A 19,065-nucleotide genomic window follows, 5' to 3' on the forward strand; every position below is an offset into this window, starting at 1 on the left:
GGATTACCGCGCTCGGTGATCACCGCCTCCATTCTGATCAACATTCTCGGATTGGCCATGCCGCTGACCATCCTGCAGGTCTATGACAGGATCCTGCCGAACAATGCCACCGACACGCTTGTCATTCTCATCGTCGGGCTTGGTTTTGTCCTGGTGATTGACGCCGTCCTGAAAACCATCCGGTCCTACCTGATTGGCTGGCTGGCCGCTTCGTTTACCCATCAGGCCAATCTGGAAGCCACACGACGTCTCCTGAATTCCAGGGCCGACGTCAGTTCAGAAGCAACGGTCTCCAAGCATCTCGACTCCTTCCGTTCCCTGCAGGCGCTCGGCGATCAATATGGCGGCCAGGCCCGGCTGCTCTCCATCGACCTGCCGGCCAGCCTGATCTTTCTGGTTGTGCTGTTCATGATTGGCGGCCCGATCGGCTTCATTCCGCTGGCGCTGCTCGCGCTTTTTGCCCTGCGCACCGCGAGCCTGAACGTGCGGATCAACAAGCTGATTGAAAAGCGGGCCGAGCAGGACCAGAGAAAATACGACTTCATCTTCGAGGTCTTGTCTGGTCTCAACACCATCAAGGCAATGGCCTTCGAGCCGGTGATCCTGCGACGGTTCGAACGGTTGCAAACCCAGATCTCCCGTCTGGGCTATGACTATATCGACCTGAACAACAAGGCGCGGAACTCCTCCGGGTTCTTCACGGTTCTGACCACCGTTTGCGTTGTCTCCGCCGGGGCGTTGCTTGTCATGGGTGGCCTGATCAGCATTGGCGCGGTCGCTGCCTGCACGCTTCTGGCCGGCCAGGTGGTGCAGCCCCTGCTGCGCGGCATCAATCACTGGACCGACATGCAGCGGGTCAAGCACGACTATCGCGAGGCCAGCGCCCTGTTCGACCTGCCCCGGGAAGAACGCAGTGAAAACCCGGACCTGGCCATCATCGGCAACATCAAGCTGCAGGGTGCCAGCCTGCGCTCTCATGGGGACGCCATTGTTCCCGTCCAGAACCTGACGCTCACCATCAATGCCGGCGAGACCGTCGCCTTTGAAGGCAATGACGGCAGTGGCCGCACGACGCTTGCGCGTCTTGTCTCCGGAGACGTGGAACCAACCTCCGGCCAGGTCCTGATCGACGGGCACAATCTCTACGGGCCGGACCACCGCGCCATGCGCAAGCACATTGCCTATGTCGGCAATGACGCCCAGATGTTTTCCGGCACGATCCTGCAGAACCTGACCCTGTTCGGGTCCCATGCATCGCCGCAAAAGGCCCGCATGGCCGCCGACATGATCGGCCTGGAGAAGGATATTCATCTGCTTCCCCTCGGCTATGACACGCAGCTCGGCAACGCCATCGAAGAGAACCTCACCGATTCCATGGTCCAGCGAATCGCAATCGCGCGTGCGCTTGCTGGCGAGCCCAAGATCCTGATCCTGAATGACGCCAACGGTGCACTCGACCACAAGAGCGAAGCCGAACTGGTGGAGGCCCTGAAGCGGCTCAAGGGCCAGTTGACCACCCTGATCGTCAGCCACCGGCCGTCCTTCCGAGCAATTGCCGACAAACAGTTCCACCTGGATCAGGGGCGCCTCACTGCAGCTCCCAAGCCGGCAGAACCTCCCCGCGCGAAGTTCCGCAGGCGGAACCCCGCCAGCGCCAAGAAGCAAGCTTAGGAGCCCAGAATGTCCCTGGCCGCATTTGAAAATGCAGACACCATGTTCCAGGACATGAACCCGGCCCAAAGCCGGATGAACCTGGAAACGCGCGTTCAGCAGCATTCCGGCAGCACCATTGAACGCGCCTCGCCGGCCGAGGCTTGCCTTCTGCCGCTGCTCGAGGCCCTGGATTGGGATGGCATGGAACGCCACCTGTTCGAGGCCTTGCCGCACCTGGAAGGTATCAAGGGCATTTTCGATCTCCGCGCCGTGCTGACCCGGCTGAACTTTCGCGTCACGACCTGCGCGCGTGCACCGAAGCAGCTCACTGCGGAACAATTCCCCTGCCTGATCAAGCAGGGCGGCAACGTTCTTGTGGGACTGGGCCGGACAAGTGATGGCCGTTTCAAGGCCTATAGCGGCGAAGCCCGGCGCACGGTCGCCCTGGCCTTCAGCGAACTCAAGGACGTGGAACTGTTTCTGATCGAACGGGAGGAAGATGCGGTCAATGCCGGGTTCCGGCACTGGTCGTCGCGCCTTTTCCATCAGTTCAGGGGCACGCTTTTTTCCATCATGGCGGTTGGTTTCCTGTCCAACATCCTGGCGCTCGGCCTGCCGCTCTTCGTCATGAATGTTTACGACAAGGCCATCGGTGCAAAATCCGTGTCGGTGCTGATCACCCTGTTGATCGGCATGGCCGTCATCCTGTGCATGGACTGGATGGTGAAGGGCACCAAATCCAATCTGCAGGCCTATCTCGGTGCGCGTCTGGATGCCGTTGTCGCCAATTCCACATTCCGGCACTTCCTCCATCTGCCGCTGCCGCTGATCTCCTCAGCGCCGATCGGCGCCCAGATCACGCGGCTGAAGCAGTTTGACGGCGTACGCGAGATCTTTCACGGCAACCTCGCCAATGCCCTGATCGACCTGCCCTTCTCGGCCCTCTTCGTGCTTGTTCTGGCGTTGATTGGCGGGCCGCTTGCTCTGCTGCCGGCCGGCCTGCTGCTGCTGTATGTCCTGTCGGCCCTGATTATCGTGCCCCGCATGAAAACGGCGATCAATCTTGCCGGTGACGCCAAGTCGCGCATGCAGAACATCACCGTGGAGATCCTGTCAAAGCGCAAGTCCATTCGCGAACTGTCGGCCGACGACATCTGGGTTGAAAAATACCGGGCCATCTCCGCCGACTTCGCCCTGAAGAACCTCAAGACCAAACAGTTGTCTCAGGTCATGCAGGTTCTGTCGCAGATGTTCATGACCATGTGCGGTATCGGCGTCCTTGGCTTCGGCGCGATCCTCGTGATGAACCAGGATCTCACCCAGGGCGCCCTGATCGCGGTCATGGCCCTGTCCTGGCGCGCCCTCAGCCCGATGCATCAGGCCTTCTTGAGCCTCTCTCAGCTGGGCCAGGCCCAACAGACCATCGAACGCATCAATGGCCTCCTGAAAATCGACATGGAACGCCAGCCGGGCAAGCTGCCAAGCCTGCATCGGCAGTTCCAGGGCACTGTCCGGTTCTCAAACGTTGTCCTGCGCTATCCGGCACGTCAGGAACCGGCCCTGCGCAATTTCTCCTTGCAACTGGACAAGGGGTCGGTCACGGCCATCACCGGTCCGAGCGGCTGCGGCAAGACCTCGCTGGTGCGCGCCGCGCTTGGCCTCTACCGGCCCCAGATGGGGGCGGTCCTGGTCGACGACCTGGACATTCGCCAGCTGGATCCTGGCGAATGGCGCAATGCCATCGGGTACGCCCCGGAGCATTACGACTTCTTCTATGGAACCATTGCCCAGAATTTCCGCATGGCAAACCCGCAGGCGGACAATGATCAGGTGCGCTCGGCCTTTGAGGAATTCGGGCTCAATGCCTACGCGGAACTGCTTCCCCAGGGGGTTGAAACCCGCCTGACCGGACAGCTGATCGCGATGCTTCCGGACAATGTCAAACAGCGCCTGCTGCTGGCCCGTGCCTTCGTACGGCCCGCGCCGATCTACGTTCTGGACGACCCGGCCGGCAATCTCGATTTTGAGGGCGACAAGCTCCTGATGAAGAAGATCGAACAGGTGCGTGGCAAGTCGACCGTCCTGCTGACGACCTACAGGCCGAGCCACATGCGCATGGCCGACAACCTCGTCTACATGCAGAACGGCATGGTGGCGATGGCCGGTCCGCCCAAGGAAATCCTGGACGACGTTCTGAAACAGCAATCCCGATAACAGTCCGCACGGTAACCGGACACAGCAAAAGACAACCGCCGAGGACACTCCAATGGCAGCAAAAGACGATCCCGACACACTCCGCAAAGCCGTTTACGGCCGCGTCGGCCTCCCGTTGGAGCTGGAAGACGGCGTCCCGCCCGCCTTCTACTCACGGCTTCTCATGGGGCTTGCGATCGCGACGATCCTGCTTCTTGTGTGGGCAGCCATCGGCCAGATCCGCGAAGTCGCCAGCACGATCGGTGAAATCACGCCGGCCGGACAGATCCTCACGGTGGAGCATCTGGAAGGTGGCATCGTCAACGAAATCATTGTCGAGGAAGGCCAGCTGGTAAACGCCGGCGACCCGATTGCCAGGCTTGAAAAGCAGGACACGACAGCCGAACTCGCCCGGATCCAGAGCCGTCTCAGCTACCTCGAGCTGGAAGAACGCCGTCTGCTGGCGCAGGAATACAGCGACGCCAACACCGTGGGTCTGCGCCTTGACCCGGCCGTTGACGGATTGAGCACACAGCAGCGCGCCGCGCTGACGGCAAACAGGAAGGCCGTGGCGGATGAACAGGAAGCCTACACGGCCCGCGTGGCGCAGCGGCGCGCCGAAGTGGTCAGCCTCGAAGCCCAGATCGAGCTGCAGAAGTCCCAGGTCGCCCTGGAAAAGGAGAAATTCGAGATCCAGGAAGGTCTCCTGAAAGACGGCTACACCTCCCGCCGCCGCTATCTTGAGGCCAAAGGTGAGTATCAGCGTTCGCAAGTGGCGCTGGAGCAGCTGATCGGCAATCTGGCACAGGCACGCGAAACGCTTACCGAAGCCCAGGCCAGCCTCGCCCAGGCGGGTGCTGAAGTGAACCGCGAAGTTGCCGATGAGCGCGCAAGGATCGCCCAGGAACGCGCAGAACTGACCCAGGAAGTTGCGAAGCTCAAGGACCGCCAGGAGCGTCTGTTCGTCAAGGCCCCGGTCGACGGTTTCGTCAAGTCTCTCGGCCAGACCGGGCGCGGCGCCGTTGTCAATCCGGGCGACATGATCGCGGAAATCGTGCCGCTGTCTGAAAACCTGGTTGCTGATGTGAAGGTCAATCCGAAGGACATCGGTCATATCAATGTCGGCGACAAGGCCGATATCACCATCACCAGCTATGACCCCAATATCTATGGCACCTTGTCAGCGGAAGTGGACACGATATCCGCCTCCAGCTTCCAGGACGAATATGGCGAGTATTACTTCAAGGCGACCCTCGCCTTCCCCGGACAGATCATCGGCAAGGGCTCGAACGAACGCCCGATCCGCCCTGGCATGCAGGTGAACGCCCAAATCGTCACCGGTTCGAAGTCGATCCTGGTTTACCTGCTGAACCCGGTCACCAGAGCGGCGCGGACGGTCTTCTCCGAGCGCTAGAGACCGGATCAGCTTCAAACAACAAAAAGCCCCGGAGACATCTCCGGGGCTTTTCTTGTCTTAAAAGACCTTGAGGGTCAGTGCGTTGCCGGCGTCACCATGGCGTGGATGGTGTCATGCACGTTCAGGACCCCGATCGGGCGGCCCTCGCCATTGACCACATTGGCCTCGCCTTGACCGGAATCGGCAAAGGTGCGGGCAGCTTCTTCCAGCATGATGCCGCTGGCGATGGTCGGCGCGCCTTCCACCGTGCGGGACTTGTCCATCACGGTATCGACCAGGATCACCCGGCCGCGATTCACTTCCTTGACGAAGTCGGCGATATAGGCATCCGCCGGGTTCAAGACGATTTCCTGCCCGGTTCCCTGCTGGATGATCGCGCCATCCCGCAAGATGGTGATGTTGTCACCGAGCCGCAGCGCCTCGTCCAGGTCGTGGGTGATGAAGACGATGGTCTTGTGCAGCTCTTCCTGCAGGTCCAGGAGCACGGTCTGCATGTCCATGCGGATCAACGGATCGAGCGCCGAGAAGGCCTCGTCCATCAGCAGGATATCGGCATCGTTGGTCAGGGCGCGCGCCAGGCCGACACGCTGCTGCATGCCACCGGACAGCTGGTTCGGGTAGTGGTTTTCAAACCCTTCCAGTCCGACCCGGGCAATCCAGCGCGACGCCCGTTCTTCCGCTTCACCGATCGGCACGCCCTGGATTTCCAGGCCGTAGATCGTGTTCTTCATCACGGTCCGGTGCGGCAACAGGGCGAATTTCTGGAACACCATCGCCGTCTTGTGCCGGCGAAACTCGCGGAGTTCCGTCTGGGACATCTTGCAGACGTCCTCGTTGCCGTAGAGCACCTCGCCGGCCGTCGGGTCGATCAGGCGGTTGATGTGCCGGATCAATGTCGACTTGCCGGAGCCCGACAAGCCCATCACCACCTGGAGCTTGCCACCGGGCATCGAGATGTTGATGTTGTTCAGACCCAGCACATGGTTGAACTTTTCGTTCAGCTCGGCCTTGGAGATGCCGTCCTTGACCTTCTGGACCATGTCCGCCCCGTTCGGGCCGAAGATCTTGTAGAGGTTCTTGATTTCAATACCGGTCGCCTCAGCCATGGATGACCTCCGAGTGTTTCTGCAGGCGCTTGCCGTAGGCCTGGGTCGCGCGGTCAAAGATGATGGCAATACCGACGATCGCCAGACCGTTCATCACACCCATCGTCAGATACTGGTTGGCAATGGCGTTCAGCACCGGCTGTCCGAGGCCTTTGACGCCGATCAGAGCCGCAACAACGACCATGGCAAGAGCCATCATGATGGTCTGGTTGACGCCCGCCATGATGGTCGGCAGGGCCAATGGCAGCTGAACGTTCTTCAGTTTTTGCCAGGAATTGGAGCCAAACGCATCGGCCGCTTCCAGGACGTCCTGGTCGACCAGGCGAATGCCCAGATTGGTCAGGCGGATCATCGGCGGAATGGCGTAGATCACAACCGCGATCAGGCCCGGCACCTTGCCGATGCCGAAGATCATGACAACCGGGATGAGGTAGACGAAGCTCGGCATCGTCTGCATCAGGTCCAGCACCGGATTGACAACGCTCTGCACACGATCGGAGCGCGCCATCAGGATACCGAGCGGAATGCCGAGGACAATGGCAAGCATCGTACACACCGTGACCATGGCGATCGTGCGCATGGTGTCTTCCCACATGCCCAGATAACCGATCACGCAAAGCGCAATGAGAGAGCCGATCGTGATTTTGGTGTTGCGGCTCATCAGAAACACAATACCGACCAGCACGGCCAGGATGATCGGCCAAGGCGAGTTGATCAGCAGTTGTTCCAGAAAGATCAGGAAGTTCTTGATCGGATCGAAGGCCGCTTCGATAGCCTCACCATAGGCGCCGGTAAATTCCTTGAATGCCCCGTCGAATGTTTGACGCATTGCGCGCAGGTCGCCCCGACTCATCTGGGGGAATTCTTGTAGCCACTCCATTACGCTTGTCCCGCTGGTTTGCCCCTAAAATGAAGAGCCCGCACCTTGGCGCGGGCTCCTTGTTCGATTTGCCGTTTTAGAGAGCGGCCTTGACCTTCTCGGCAACTTCCGGGCTGACCCACTTGGTCCACACGTCTTCGAAGTTCTCCAGGAAGTAGTAGGCGCCATCTTCGTTGGTGGCCTGGTTGTCGCTCATCCATGCGAGAACCTTACCGGCGGTGCGGTTGTCCCAGGTACGGCCCTTGACGTAATCCATGGTCGGACCTGCCTTCTTGGCGAAGTCGTCGGTCACAACGGTAAAGACCTCGGACTTGACCCAGGAATTCGGCTTCGGATCCGGGCAGTCTTCAATCACGGTGCAGCTGTCCCACTGCTCCTTGTTGTGCGGCGTCTCGAAGTCGAGCAGCGTCATGTCGTACTTGCCGAGGATCGCAGTCGGCGCCCAATAATAGCCGAGCCAGCCGTCGCCGCGCTCGTTTGCCTTGGCCAGAGAGCCGTCGAGACCGGCTGCAGAACCCGGATCGACCAGTTCAAAGCCGCCCTTGTCGAAACCGAAGGCGCGGAACAGGTTGCCGGTGGTGATGCGGCAGTTCCAGCCGGTCGGGCAGGTAAAGAACGCGCCTTTGCTGGAATCTTCAGCACCCGGGAAAAGTTCCGGTTTTGCCAGGGCATCCTTGACCGTGTAGATGTCGTGTTCTTCGGCGATGGCAGTCGGGACCCAGAAGCCTTCGACGCCGCCTTCATTGAGGATCTCGCCACCGATGATCAGGGAGCCTTCTGCAACAGCCTTGTCGAGCGGCTCGCGCACGGCGTTGATCCAGAGCTCCGGCGCCATGTCCGGCTCGCCCTTTTCATTCATGGAGGTGAAGGTCGGCATGGTGTCGCCGGTCACCAGTTCAACGTTACAGCCGTAGCCGTTCTCCAGGATGATCTTGTCGATGTGAGCGATCGCGCCTGCAGATGCCCAGTTCATTTCCGCAACCGTGACCGTTCCGCAGTCTTCCGCCATGGCCGACGAGGCCATGCCGATAAGGGCGGTCGCAGCCACCGAGACAAACAACTTCTTCATGAGGGTACTCCTGTGCAGTCTGTTTGTTTGATTTTGAATTGGGCGCAACGCGAAAAGGCCTTCACCAAGGCATTCCCCTCCCAACGCGTCCAATGGAAAAGTATAACACGCAAAGAACGCAGTATAGCCGTGAAGGCTGTTAGATTAACTTTATTTAATTTAGCCTTCATCGAACGCATATACGTTGTTCTTGCTCCATCACCCCTCAATTGACCCTTTCTCTGTCGGAAAAGGTCATGGCCGGTATTTGTTCCAGCCCAGGTGCTTCACGGTCGATACCATTGCATTATGCAGCCCCCAGCACAACAGTATAGACGCAAATCTCATGGCGATCATGTCGCAAATTTCAGCAACGCGTCTGCAAACGACATTTTCATGCCTGTATTCGTCATGATCGCTAATTTTCTTACCTTCCAGGTGATTCTTTTTGGCAGTTTTCCGCCCTCATCAACGCGCGTCATACACGCATGGGGAAGAGTTTCCGCAACATCATGCCACCTGTGTTTGCAGCGCTTTCAAGACCAGATTGGCGAGCGCTGAAGCCCCGGACGCATGCGGTCGCAGGAACACCATGTCACGGTGACTGTTTGCAGCTTTGCTTGAAAGGGTAAGATCGGGGAACTGGTCGGCCAGCCGGTTCCAGGCCGGGATGTAGGCCTGGCCCATGCCCTGCGAGACCATGAGGGCAATGGTTTCCAGCGCATCGAGTTCACACAGGATCCGGCCCTGGTTGACCTCCCGCCCATGCACTTCCCAGATCTTCCGGCCACCCCAGGAGGCGCGGTCATAGACGATCCAGGGCAAGGCCGCTGTATCGGGGGCAAACGCAGGAGGTGGCGCGGCATGCAGAACCGGCTGGGTGGCAATGATCGTGCTTTGCAGGGATTTGGGCAATTCGAACGGTGCGGCGACCGTGATGATCGCATCAAGTGCGCCGTCCAGAAGATCCTGATAGAGCCCGGCGGACGTTCCAGGACGAAACGTGAGTTCAGCCTCTGGAGCTTCTTCCTGAAACAACCGGTTCACGGCCGGGGCACAGTCCAGAAGCCCGGTGGAAACGGCACCGAGGCGGAAGGGACCGGATAGGCCGGTTGGATCGATGTGCCGGCTCAGGTCGTGGGCGTCGTTGACCAGCTTGCGCGCGGCCGGCAACAGCCGCAGACACGCATCCGTCGGCAGCGCGGCATGCGCACTGCGGTTTAAAAGCCCGACACCAAGCTGTGCTTCGAGCACCCTGATACGCTGGCTGACCCCGGCGGCCGTCAGCCCCTGCTGCCTGGCCGCAGCCGCGATCGATCCGGTTTCGGCGACCACCAGCAGGCTTTCAAGAAAGCGCGTATCCAAAACTTTTTCCTATGCTGAAAGACAGAAAAACATCTTAAATGTTTTGAATAGGCTCTGCTAGTAGAGGGGCGAACCGAATTGGAGACGCTCATGCAACCCTGTTTTCACCTTGCCTATCATGTCACCGACCTGGACGAGGCCCGTGCGTTTTACGGCGGCCTTCTGGGTTGCCAGGAAGGGCGCAGCACCGAAACCTGGGTCGACTTCAACTTCTTCGGGCACCAGATTTCGCTTCATCTCGGCAAACCCTTCGAAACCACAAACACCGGCAAGGTGGGCGATCACATGGTGCCGATGCCGCATCTGGGCGTGGTGCTGGCGATGGACTGCTGGAAGGCTCTTGCGCAAAAGCTGACGGAGGCTAATCTCGCCTTCATCATCGCCCCGACCATTCGTTTCGAGGGTCAGCCGGGCGAACAAAGCACCATGTTCTTTATGGATCCGAGCGGCAACCCGATTGAAATCAAAGGCTTTGCCGACGAAGCTGGAGTGTTCGCCACATGACGCAGATTATCCCCTTTGTCTCCGAAGCCAGTCAGGACGAACGCCGGGAGTGGCGCGATGCCCTGCCGGAGGCGTTGGCGGACATTGCCGTGGTGAAACCGTTCGACACCTTGACGGAAGAAGAGCGTGTGGCTGCGCGCGTGGCCATCGTCGCCAACCCGGACCCGGCTCAGGTTGCCGCCCTGCCAAACCTGGTCTGGGTGCAGAGCCTCTGGGCCGGCGTGGAACGGCTGGTGACGGAGTTGCCCGCAGACGGCCCACTGATCGTGCGCCTGACCGACCCGCAAATGGCCGAGACCATGTCGGAAGCCGTTCTGGCCTGGACGCTATATCTTCATCGGGACATGCCGCGCTACATGGCTCAGCAGCGCGAAGGGACCTGGAAAGGCCATACACTCCTGCTGCCCGAAGAGCGCACAGTTGGTGTCCTCGGCCTCGGCAAGCTCGGAAGCGCAGCGGCGCAGCGCCTCAAGTCCAATGGGTTCAGGGTTCTGGGATGGAGCCGCAGCCCCAAATCGGTCGACGGCATCGACTGTTTCCATGGCGCAGAAGGATTGACGGCAGTGCTCGCCCAAACGGACATTTCCGTTTTGCTTATGCCCCTGACCGCAGAAACTCACGACCTGATCGGCCCTTCGCAGCTGGCGCAGATGAAACCCGGGGCCGCTCTGATCAATTTCGCCCGCGGGCCTATCATCAACGAAACCGCCCTGCTGAAGGCCCTCAATGAAGGGCCTGTGGGACACGCGATTCTCGATGTCTTCAACGAGGAGCCCCTGCCAGCCGGTCACCCGTTCTGGAGCCACGAGAAGGTGACGGTGCTCCCGCATATCTCCGCGCCCACCATCACCAGCACCGCCTCGAAGATTGTCGCTGAAAACATCGCCCACTTCTTTGCAGACGGCACCATCCCGCCAAGCGTCGACCGGGAGCGTGGATACTGAGATTTTCCTCGGCGTCCGTCGCATTCCTGTCAAGGAACACGGTCTATCAGGCAGGGAATTTACTGCTTCTGCCAAAGGTAATCTATGTCCGACCTCCCGATCCTCGGCGCCGCGTTGAACCTGGGCGCTCTTGAAACCCATCTGAAACTCATGCGCGACAAGCCGCGCGACATCGAGTTGCAGGACTTCGTTCACAGCGAGGTTCTGACGGGTGACTGGCAGCCACTGGTGGACAAGGCCAAAAACCTTCTCGGCAGCCATGAAGGCCGGGTTGGCATTCACGGTCCTTTCTGGGGGTTTTCCATCGACAGCAAGGACCCGGACGTTCGTGAGATCGTCAAGAAGCGCCTGGCACAGGGTCTGAAGATCTGTGAGGCCCTTGGAGGCACCCACATGGTGGTGCACAGCCCCTATTCGACCTGGGACTACAACAATCTCGACAACTACGAAAATGGCCGCGCTACAAAAATCGAGCTCTGCCACCTGAGCCTGAAAGACGCGGTCAAGCGTGCGGAAGACATCGGTTGCGAACTGGTCATCGAGAATATCGAGGACAAGGACCCATACGCCCGCATCGAACTTGCCGAAAGCTTCGGCTCGGAGGCCGTGAAGATCTCCATTGACACCGGTCACGCCCACTATGCCCATGGGTCCACGGGTGCCCCGCCGGTCGACTATTACGTCAAGGCGGCAGGAAACCGGCTGCGCCACATCCATCTGCAGGATGCCGACGGTTATGCAGACCGGCACTGGTCGCTCGGTGAAGGCACCATCAACTGGCATTCGGTCTTCGCAGCGCTTGGCAAGCTCGACAGCGATCCGCGCCTGATCATCGAACTGCGCGACCCTTCTGGCCTGCCGTCCTCGATCGCCTACCTGGAAGACCTCGGACTGGCGCGGTAGTCACCCACACGTTTGTGATCGAACGTTAGCGGACAGGTGCCAACCACCGGCCTATCTAGTCGCTTGTCCGGCCTGCATTGCGCAGGCCGGTTGCAGCTGATCTTGGACAAGGGCCGGACAACCGCATGCTTGAACTGCCGCTAGCCTATCTCGCCGGGTTGCTGACGCTTATCAACCCCTGCGTCCTGCCTGTCCTTCCCATCGTAATCGCTTCTGCTCTAAACCAGGACCGACGCGCACCGCTGGCACTTGCAGCCGGCATGAGCGTTTCGTTTGTCGCCGTCGGCATGGTGATCGCAACAGTGGGCTACGCGATCGGACTGACCGCGGAGCTGATGTCAAGGGTCGGCGCTGTCCTGATGATGGTCTTCGGAACGATCTTGCTGGTTCCCGCCCTGGCCCAGCGCTTCGAAGTGGCCTTTGCCGGTTTTTCCGGGTCAGCGGGTCAGAAAATGACCGAAACGGATTCCGGCAGTCTGAAAGGGCAGTTTCTGGGTGGCATTCTTCTGGGCGCCGTCTGGTCGCCCTGTATCGGCCCCACCCTCGGCGGAGCAATAGCGCTTGCCTCGCAGGGCCAAAACCTCGCCTGGGCGGCCCTCATCATGGTGTTCTTCGCCCTGGGCGTTTCAACTCTGATCGTCGGCCTCGGGTTCGGTGCCCGGGAGACCCTGCGCAGCCGGACCGACAAACTGCGCGGCATAGCCGAGCGCTCCAAACCGATCATGGGCGCTGTCTTTCTGGGGGTCGGCCTGCTGCTCTTCTTCAACATCAACCACATCATCGACGAGTGGGTGATGCAGATCATGCCCATCTGGCTGCAGGACCTTTCGGTCCGCTTCTGATCTTCGAACTTGAAAGGAACTCCGATGAACAGACGCATGTTTCTTGGTTTGGCCGCTGGCACCGTTCTCAGCACCGGGCTGTTTCCGAGGGGCGCATTGGCAAGCGGTATGGTCGATTACACGCCGGGTCTCATTGAGGAACACCTGGCCGCGGGCAAGACCGTCTTTGTCGATTATGCTGCCAGCTGGTGCAGCACCTGTGCCCGTCAGGAACGGGTGATCAGCGCCCTGCGCGCCGCCAATCCCGCCTATGACGAAGCCATGGTCTTTGTGCGTGTTGACTGGGATGCCTATGGCGGCCACGAGGTCTCGACCTCCCGCCGGATCCCGCGCCGCTCCACACTGCTCGTCCTGAAAGGCGACCAGGAGCTCGGACGGATCGTCGCCGGCACCGCCGAAGGCCAGATCAAGGCCCTGATGAACACCGGCCTTCAGGCCGGCAGCTGATCAACCTCACAGCTGCAAGCAAAAGCCCCGCAATCGCGGGGCTTTTCTTTGTCTTCTGGCTTAACCCATTGCCCAGGGGCCATGGTAACCGCCACCGTCCTTGTCCGTGCGTTCGAACCCGTGCGCGCCGAAAAAGTCCCGCTGGCCCTGCAGCATGTTGGCCGTGGAGCGGCCGGTGCGCATGATGTCGAAATAGGACAGCGCCGCGGAGAGTGCCGGCACCGGCAGTCCATGCAACGCCGCCTGGGCAACCACCTGGCGCAGCATTGCCTCGGTCTGCTTGAGTTTTTCCGAAAAGAACGGCGCCAGCATCAGGTTGCGCTCAGCATCGTCGGCAAGTGCGGCGGACATGTCGTTCAGCATGGCGGAGCGGATGATGCAGCCATTGCGCCAGATTCGTGCGATCTGCGGCAGAGGCATGGCCCAGCCATATTGTCTGGCCGCTTCCAGGATCAGCCCGAAGCCCTGCGCGTAGCAGATGATCTTGCCTGCCACGAGCGCTGCTTCCAGGGCATCGATGGTGACAACCTCGCGGTCCATGCCGGAAGGTGCCGCACCAAAGGCGGCCTCGCCCGCCTTGCGCTCTTCCAGGCGAGCCGACATGTTCCGGGTGGCGACCGCCGCTTCAATGGCGCTGGCAGGTGTGCCGAGCATCAGGGCTTCAATTGCGGTCCAGCGACCGGTGCCCTTCTGCCCCGCCTTGTCCAGAATGATATCCAGCATCGGCTTGCCGGTTTCCGGGTCTGCGGCCTTGGCGACCTTGCCTGAGATCTCGATCAGATAGGACTGCAGGATACCGCCGTTCCATTTTTCAAAGACATCGCCAATCTCATTGGCCGACATGTCGAAACCGTCACGCATCACGCCATAGACCTCGGCAATCATCTGCATGTCGGCATATTCGATGCCGTTGTGAACGGTCTTGACCAGGTGGCCAGCCCCGGCTTCGCCGAGATAGGCTGCACAAGGTTCGGTCTCATGTTTGGCGGAAATCGCTTCCAGAATATGGCCCACCTGATCCCAGGCATCCCTGGCGCCACCGCCCATGATCGACGGGCCGAAACGGGCCCCTTCCTCGCCGCCGGAGACACCGATCCCCATAAAGCGCGGGCCCTTGTCCGCAGCCTCTTCGGCGCGCCGGTTGGTGTCGTGATAATTGGCATTACCGGCGTCAATGATCAGATCTTCAGCGTTAAGCAGCGGCCGCAAGGCTTCAATCTGGGCATCGACGGCCTCACCCGCCGGCACCATCAGAATGACCGCACGCGGGGATTTGATGGAGCCAACAAAATCTTCCAGGCTCTTGGTCGGTACCAGCCGGGGCGCCAGCTCGCCGGCTTTATCCATGAACTGATCGGTCTTTTCGGTCGTGCGATTATAGACTGCGATCTGAAAGCCGTTTTCGGCAATGTTGAGCGCCAGATTGCCGCCCATCGTGCCCAACCCGATCAATCCGATCTCCGCGACCGCACCTTGAGAGCTCATGAATGACGCCTTTCCTAAATCGATTTACACCTGGTTGGGCGGTGATAGCCGACCTGCGCGCCTCCGGCAATGCTTGCATACGAGCGAACACAATTTTCAGCTTCAAAGCAAAGACGTCTCAAAAAACGGCACAGGAAAGCCAAACGAAATCAGCACCGACCGCAATTATACCTGGCGGTCAAAAAAATCTGTCACATAAGCCTGCTACGCGATGCCTTATCCGCACCCAATGAACGCGGTTTTGCGCAAGGGATCTGTCACATGAAAAATCTTCTGATTGCAGCCGGCCTTCTGGCAGCGGCAACCACCTCCGCTTATGCCGAAGATATTACCGGCAAACTGGTTCTCTACACCTCCCAGCCAAACGCAGACGCCCAGGCGACTGTCGATGCCTTCACCGCCAAACATCCGGGCGTCGAAGTCGAGTGGGTGCGCGACGGCACCACCAAGATGATGGCCAAGCTGCGCGCCGAATTCGAAGCCGGCGCGCCGAAGCCGGACGTTCTATTGATTGCGGACATGGTCACCATGGAAGGCCTGAAGCAGGAAGGCCGCCTGATGGCCCACGAAGGCGCGGACGTCTCCGCCTACGACCCGGCCATCATGGATGACGACAAGACCTATTTCTCCACCAAGCTGATCACGTCGGGCATCGTCTACAACACCAATGCCCCGATCAAGCCGACCTCCTACAAGGATCTGCTGAAGCCGGAAGCCAAGGACAAGCTGGCCATGCCGTCGCCGCTGACCTCCGGCGCTGCGACCATTCACATGGCGGCCCTGACCTCGAACCCGGATCTCGGCTGGGCCTATTATGAAGGTCTCGCCGACCAGGGCGCCAACCCGAAGGGCGGCAATGGCGGCACCTACAAGGCCATCGCCGGCGGTGAGAAGCTCTACGGCTTCGTCGTCGACTTCCTGCCGATCCGCGAAAAGCTGAAAGGCGCACCGGTTGAGTTCGTCTTCCCGGAAGAAGGTGTCTCCGCCGTCACCGAACCGGTTGCCATCCTCTCCACCGCGCAGAACCCGGATGCGGCGAAGGCCTTTGTCGACTTCCTGATTTCTGAAGAAGGTCAGAAACTGGCAGCCTCCCAGGGCTATCTGCCGGCCCACCCGGCCGTTGCGGCTCCGGAGGGTTTCCCGGCGCGCGACCAGATCAAGCTGATGGACTTTGATCCGGCCAAGGCCCTGGAACAGGACCAGGCCAACAAGATCAAGTTCACCGAGATCTTCGGCGGCTAATCGGCTTCTGCAGGAAGTTACTGGCAGCGCGGGAAACCTGCGCTGCCTCTCCGTTTATGTAACTGCTCGGAATGACGCGGTAGCTGAAAGCGCCCATGTCACTTAGATTCACCTCCGAAAAATCAACCCTGCTGCTCCTGGTCCTCGGCGCCACGTTGATCTGCGGCCTGCCGCTGCTGCTCCTGTTCAAGACCGGCCTGACAGACGAAGGTGGCCTGGCACTCGGCCCGCTGCTGGAGGCTCTCGAGAGCCGATCCGTGCGCCGCGCGCTCTGGCATTCGATTGAAAGCAGCTTCTGGTCCGCGCTGGCGGCCACCTGTCTCGGCACTCTGCTCGCCCTTCTGGTCGGCCTCACAGACATTCGGGCAAAGGGTCTGCTCGTTTTCCTGATCCTGCTGCCAATGATGATCCCGCCGCATGTGACGGCGATTGCCTGGATCCAGGCCCTTGGCCCTGCCAGTCCAGTGCTGCGCTGGATCGGGATTGCCCCGGAACTTGGCTCCACCCATGCGCTCTATTCCCGCGAAGGCCTGGTGCTGCTGCTGACTTTGCAGCACAGCCCGCTGGTCTTCCTGCTGGTCCGGGCAGCTTTAAGGTCTTTTCCGCGCGAACTGTCAGATGCAGCCAGAGTGTCCGGAGCAGGCGCCTTTTTGATGTTGCGCCGGATCACCCTGCCCTTGCTGGGGCCTTCCCTGCTTGCGGGGTTTGCGCTTGCCTTCGTCGCCGCGCTCGGGAACTTCGGCATCAATGCCCTGATCGGCATTCCTGCCCGCTACACCACCTTGCCTGTGCTGGTCTGGCGCCGTCTTGCCAGCTTCGGACCGGATGTCCTGCCGAATGTCGCCGTTATCTCCGTCATTCTCGCCGGTGTCGCTCTGGTCGCAATCCTTTTGCAGAGCCTGTTGCAGCGGCGCATGCGCTCCAGCCTGATCGGACTGCCTCAGGACCCCTTGGCAATCTCGCTCGGCCGCAAGCGCCCCTTAGTCGAAGCCCTGCTCTGGAGTTTCGTCGGCGGCGTCCTGTTGCTGCCAGCTGCATCTCTCCTGGCAACGTCCCTGGTGAAGACCTATGGCCTGCCGCTGTCGCTGGAGACGCTGACGCTCGACAACTTCACCGAAGTGCTCTGGCGCCAATCGGTCACCTTGAGGGCCTTCGCCAATTCCACCATCATTGCCGGCATGGCAGCCGCCGTCATTGCCCTGATCAGCCTGTTGCTCGGCTATTTCCTGGCCCACAAAAGCCCCGGTCACCGACGGTGGGCGGGGCTCGCCCTGACCCAGTCGGAAATCGCCTTTGCAGTTCCCGGCCTCGTCATGTCCATCGCTTTCATCCTGGCTTTCATCCGGCCTCTGCCAATCCTGAACATCTCGCTTTACGGCACGCTCTGGATCATCGGCCTTGCCTATGTCTCGGTGTTCCTGGCCGTCGGTCTGAAACCGGTCGCCGCCGCCTTTCTGCAGATGGATGGTGCGCTGGAAGACGCTGCCCGGGTGTCGGGCGCCGGTTTTTTCCGGCGCATGCGACGGATCTTTGCCCCTCTGGCCGCACCTTCCGCTGCCTCGGGCGCAATCTTGGTCTTCCTGACCGCTTACAATGAAGTCACGGTCTCCGCCCTGCTCTGGTCGACGGGCAACGAGACCATCGGCACCACGATTTTCAACTATGAGGACGGCGGTTACACGACCCTGGCGGCAGCCATGTCCACTGTCGTGGTCGTCGCCACCATCTTCATCATGATCGCCATGAATGCGCTGTCGAAAAGAGTGCCGTCCGGCACCATCCCCTGGAAGGATTAGGCTGCAAGCAAACCAGCTCTCTCTGCTTGTCATCCCGGACGCAGCGCAGCGGAGATCCGGGGCCCAGGACTCCCAGGCAAATGTTGCTTGGCAAAAAAACTAGCTATGAGTGTTCCTGGGTCTCCGCCTTCGCGGAGATGACAATCTGGGTACGCCACTAATCCGCCAGAACCCAACCCCGCAGCACATCCAGGCGAAGCACATCGCCGGCTGCAGCTCTGCGGTTCAGGAGCATCATCATTGGCTGATCGACACCCGGAACACGAACAAAGGCCTCCCAATAGCCGCCTCGATAAATGGTCCGTTCAACAGTCCCTTCAAACCCCCGAGCGCCGGTGGCCAGGACAAGATGTTCCGGACGCAACAAGAGCGTCGCCGCGCCGGGCGCACAATTGTCCGGACAATCGACCTCGAGGGTCACCTCGCCGAACCTGACCAGCGCTTCGCCGTCCTCCACCCGTTCCACCGTCACGGGCACAAGTGTGCTGCGGCCGATGAAACCGGCAACCTGTTTCGTTGTCGGACGACGGTAAAGCGTGTCGGGATCTGCGACTTGCAGGATCTTGCCATCCCACATCACCGCGACCTGGTCCGCCAGAGCCATGGCCTCCCGTTGGTCATGCGTGATGAACAGCGTGGTGGCGCCGCTCGCCTTGTGAAACGCGGCAAGCTCCTCTTCCATCGCAGCGCGCAAATGCGGATCGAGATTGGCGAGCGGCTCGTCCATGAGCACGGTGCCGGCCCCTTGCGCCAGACAGCGTGCCAGAGCGACGCGCTGACGCTGACCACCGGAAAGCTCGGCCGGTTTGCGATGGAGATACGGCGTCAGCGCAACGCTCTCCAGGCATTCCGCGACCCGCGATGAGACGGCCGCACGCCGCTTTCCCGCTGTTTCCAGGGGAAAGGCCACATTGCCGGCGACGCTCATATGCGGCCACAATGCATAGGACTGGAACACAACACCGACCTGGCGATCTTCAGGCGCCAGATGAAAGCCGTCCCGCGCCACCGGCACACCGTCCAGTTCAATTTCGCCGGCATCGATGGGCTCCAGACCGGCAATCGCTCTCAAGAGCGTGGACTTGCCACAACCGGACGGCCCAAGAACCACAAAAAAAGTGCCGTCCTCGATCGAAAGATTGACCTGGTTGAGTGCCTTGTGAGGACCGAAGGCCTTGGTAACGGAAGCAAGCTGGATGGACATGCCTCCCGTTATCGCTCTCCTGTGACAGGCTGATTA

16 protein-coding genes are annotated in these 19,065 nt (G+C 60.4%); 10 read left to right on the top strand and 6 right to left on the bottom strand.

Going from position 1 to position 19,065, the window contains the following annotated elements; genetic code table 11:
- Positions 1-15: 15 nt before the first annotated feature.
- From CHH27_RS15385 to CHH27_RS15395, 3 genes are read left to right on the top strand one after another with little or no spacing between them, the layout of a single operon-like run.
- Positions 16-1,671, top strand: coding sequence for a peptidase domain-containing ABC transporter (locus CHH27_RS15385; RefSeq protein WP_198338228.1), 1,656 nt, complete (start codon positions 16-18; stop codon positions 1,669-1,671).
- A 9-nt stretch (positions 1,672-1,680) separates the two neighbouring features.
- Positions 1,681-3,867, top strand: a complete 2,187-nt coding sequence (locus tag CHH27_RS15390) for a peptidase domain-containing ABC transporter (protein ID WP_094072375.1) — start codon at positions 1,681-1,683, stop codon at positions 3,865-3,867.
- Between the two features lie 52 nt (positions 3,868-3,919).
- Complete coding sequence (locus CHH27_RS15395) at positions 3,920-5,260, top strand: HlyD family type I secretion periplasmic adaptor subunit (RefSeq protein ID WP_094072376.1); 1,341 nt, start codon at positions 3,920-3,922, stop codon at positions 5,258-5,260.
- A 77-nt stretch (positions 5,261-5,337) separates the two neighbouring features.
- Here CHH27_RS15395 and CHH27_RS15400 read toward each other — a convergent pair whose 3' ends face one another.
- The 4 genes from CHH27_RS15400 to CHH27_RS15415 form a co-directional block, all read right to left on the bottom strand.
- Entirely contained in the window at positions 5,338-6,369 is a 1,032-nt protein-coding gene (locus tag CHH27_RS15400) for a glycine betaine/L-proline ABC transporter ATP-binding protein (RefSeq protein ID WP_094072377.1), read from the bottom strand.
- A complete protein-coding gene (locus CHH27_RS15405; RefSeq protein ID WP_094072378.1) occupies positions 6,362-7,249 on the bottom strand; it encodes a proline/glycine betaine ABC transporter permease in 888 nt (295 codons plus the stop codon). Before CHH27_RS15405 ends, CHH27_RS15400 begins: the two co-directional genes overlap by 8 nt.
- A 76-nt stretch (positions 7,250-7,325) precedes the next feature.
- Entirely contained in the window at positions 7,326-8,318 is a 993-nt protein-coding gene (locus CHH27_RS15410) for an ABC transporter substrate-binding protein (protein WP_094072379.1), read from the bottom strand.
- A 489-nt stretch (positions 8,319-8,807) separates the two neighbouring features.
- The gene (locus CHH27_RS15415; RefSeq protein WP_094072380.1) at positions 8,808-9,662 is read right to left on the bottom strand and encodes a LysR family transcriptional regulator; all 855 of its coding nucleotides are present in this window, start codon (positions 9,660-9,662) and stop codon (positions 8,808-8,810) included.
- 90 nt (positions 9,663-9,752) lie between these two features.
- On the opposite strand from CHH27_RS15415, the gene CHH27_RS15420 reads away from it, so the two are divergent.
- The 5 genes from CHH27_RS15420 (at position 9,753) to CHH27_RS15440 (ending at position 13,302) form a co-directional block, all read left to right on the top strand.
- On the top strand, positions 9,753-10,166 hold the full coding sequence (locus tag CHH27_RS15420; protein WP_094074782.1) for a VOC family protein: 414 nt from the start codon (positions 9,753-9,755) through the stop codon (positions 10,164-10,166).
- Entirely contained in the window at positions 10,163-11,110 is a 948-nt protein-coding gene (locus CHH27_RS15425) for a glyoxylate/hydroxypyruvate reductase A (RefSeq protein WP_094072381.1), read from the top strand. Before CHH27_RS15420 ends, CHH27_RS15425 begins: the two co-directional genes overlap by 4 nt.
- Before the next feature lie 84 nt (positions 11,111-11,194).
- Complete coding sequence (locus CHH27_RS15430) at positions 11,195-12,013, top strand: sugar phosphate isomerase/epimerase (RefSeq protein ID WP_094072382.1); 819 nt, start codon at positions 11,195-11,197, stop codon at positions 12,011-12,013.
- A gap of 125 nt (positions 12,014-12,138) precedes the next feature.
- The gene (locus CHH27_RS15435; protein ID WP_094072383.1) at positions 12,139-12,855 is read left to right on the top strand and encodes a cytochrome c biogenesis CcdA family protein; all 717 of its coding nucleotides are present in this window, start codon (positions 12,139-12,141) and stop codon (positions 12,853-12,855) included.
- Positions 12,856-12,891: 36 nt separating this feature from the next.
- Positions 12,892-13,302, top strand: a complete 411-nt coding sequence (locus CHH27_RS15440; RefSeq protein WP_208988242.1) for a thioredoxin family protein — start codon at positions 12,892-12,894, stop codon at positions 13,300-13,302.
- 60 nt (positions 13,303-13,362) lie between these two features.
- Here CHH27_RS15440 and gndA read toward each other — a convergent pair whose 3' ends face one another.
- Positions 13,363-14,787, bottom strand: coding sequence for an NADP-dependent phosphogluconate dehydrogenase (gene gndA, locus CHH27_RS15445; protein WP_094072385.1), 1,425 nt, complete (start codon positions 14,785-14,787; stop codon positions 13,363-13,365).
- Positions 14,788-15,048: 261 nt separating this feature from the next.
- Here gndA and CHH27_RS15450 point away from each other — a divergent pair, with 261 nt between their 5' ends.
- Together CHH27_RS15450 and CHH27_RS15455 are read left to right on the top strand one after the other, a co-directional pair.
- A complete protein-coding gene (locus CHH27_RS15450) occupies positions 15,049-16,029 on the top strand; it encodes an ABC transporter substrate-binding protein (protein ID WP_094072386.1) in 981 nt (326 codons plus the stop codon).
- Positions 16,030-16,124: 95 nt separating this feature from the next.
- Positions 16,125-17,825 carry an iron ABC transporter permease gene (locus CHH27_RS15455; RefSeq protein WP_094072387.1) on the top strand — a complete coding sequence of 567 codons (1,701 nt, stop codon included), beginning with the start codon at positions 16,125-16,127 and terminating at the stop codon, positions 17,823-17,825.
- Positions 17,826-17,982: 157 nt separating this feature from the next.
- Here CHH27_RS15455 and CHH27_RS15460 read toward each other — a convergent pair whose 3' ends face one another.
- Positions 17,983-19,029: an ABC transporter ATP-binding protein gene (locus CHH27_RS15460; RefSeq protein WP_094072388.1), complete on the bottom strand. Its 1,047-nt coding sequence runs from the start codon at positions 19,027-19,029 to the stop codon at positions 17,983-17,985.
- Positions 19,030-19,065 lie beyond the last annotated feature (36 nt).

Source organism: Labrenzia sp. VG12 (genome assembly GCF_002237595.1).
Taxonomy (GTDB): domain Bacteria; phylum Pseudomonadota; class Alphaproteobacteria; order Rhizobiales; family Stappiaceae; genus Roseibium.

Excerpts from the sequence above, each read along its gene's own strand:
- CHH27_RS15390 (WP_094072375.1), top strand. The coding sequence starts at position 1,681 with ATGTCCCTGGCCGCATTTGAAAATGCAGACACCATGTTCCAGGACATG.
- CHH27_RS15395 (WP_094072376.1), top strand. The coding sequence starts at position 3,920 with ATGGCAGCAAAAGACGATCCCGACACACTCCGCAAAGCCGTTTACGGC.
- CHH27_RS15400 (WP_094072377.1), bottom strand. The coding sequence starts at position 6,369 with ATGGCTGAGGCGACCGGTATTGAAATCAAGAACCTCTACAAGATCTTC.
- CHH27_RS15405 (WP_094072378.1), bottom strand. The coding sequence starts at position 7,249 with ATGGAGTGGCTACAAGAATTCCCCCAGATGAGTCGGGGCGACCTGCGC.
- CHH27_RS15410 (WP_094072379.1), bottom strand. The coding sequence starts at position 8,318 with ATGAAGAAGTTGTTTGTCTCGGTGGCTGCGACCGCCCTTATCGGCATG.
- CHH27_RS15420 (WP_094074782.1), top strand. The coding sequence starts at position 9,753 with ATGCAACCCTGTTTTCACCTTGCCTATCATGTCACCGACCTGGACGAG.
- CHH27_RS15425 (WP_094072381.1), top strand. The coding sequence starts at position 10,163 with ATGACGCAGATTATCCCCTTTGTCTCCGAAGCCAGTCAGGACGAACGC.
- CHH27_RS15430 (WP_094072382.1), top strand. The coding sequence starts at position 11,195 with ATGTCCGACCTCCCGATCCTCGGCGCCGCGTTGAACCTGGGCGCTCTT.
- CHH27_RS15435 (WP_094072383.1), top strand. The coding sequence starts at position 12,139 with ATGCTTGAACTGCCGCTAGCCTATCTCGCCGGGTTGCTGACGCTTATC.
- CHH27_RS15440 (WP_208988242.1), top strand. The coding sequence starts at position 12,892 with ATGTTTCTTGGTTTGGCCGCTGGCACCGTTCTCAGCACCGGGCTGTTT.
- gndA (WP_094072385.1), bottom strand. The coding sequence starts at position 14,787 with ATGAGCTCTCAAGGTGCGGTCGCGGAGATCGGATTGATCGGGTTGGGC.
- CHH27_RS15450 (WP_094072386.1), top strand. The coding sequence starts at position 15,049 with ATGAAAAATCTTCTGATTGCAGCCGGCCTTCTGGCAGCGGCAACCACC.
- CHH27_RS15455 (WP_094072387.1), top strand. The coding sequence starts at position 16,125 with ATGTCACTTAGATTCACCTCCGAAAAATCAACCCTGCTGCTCCTGGTC.
- CHH27_RS15460 (WP_094072388.1), bottom strand. The coding sequence starts at position 19,029 with ATGTCCATCCAGCTTGCTTCCGTTACCAAGGCCTTCGGTCCTCACAAG.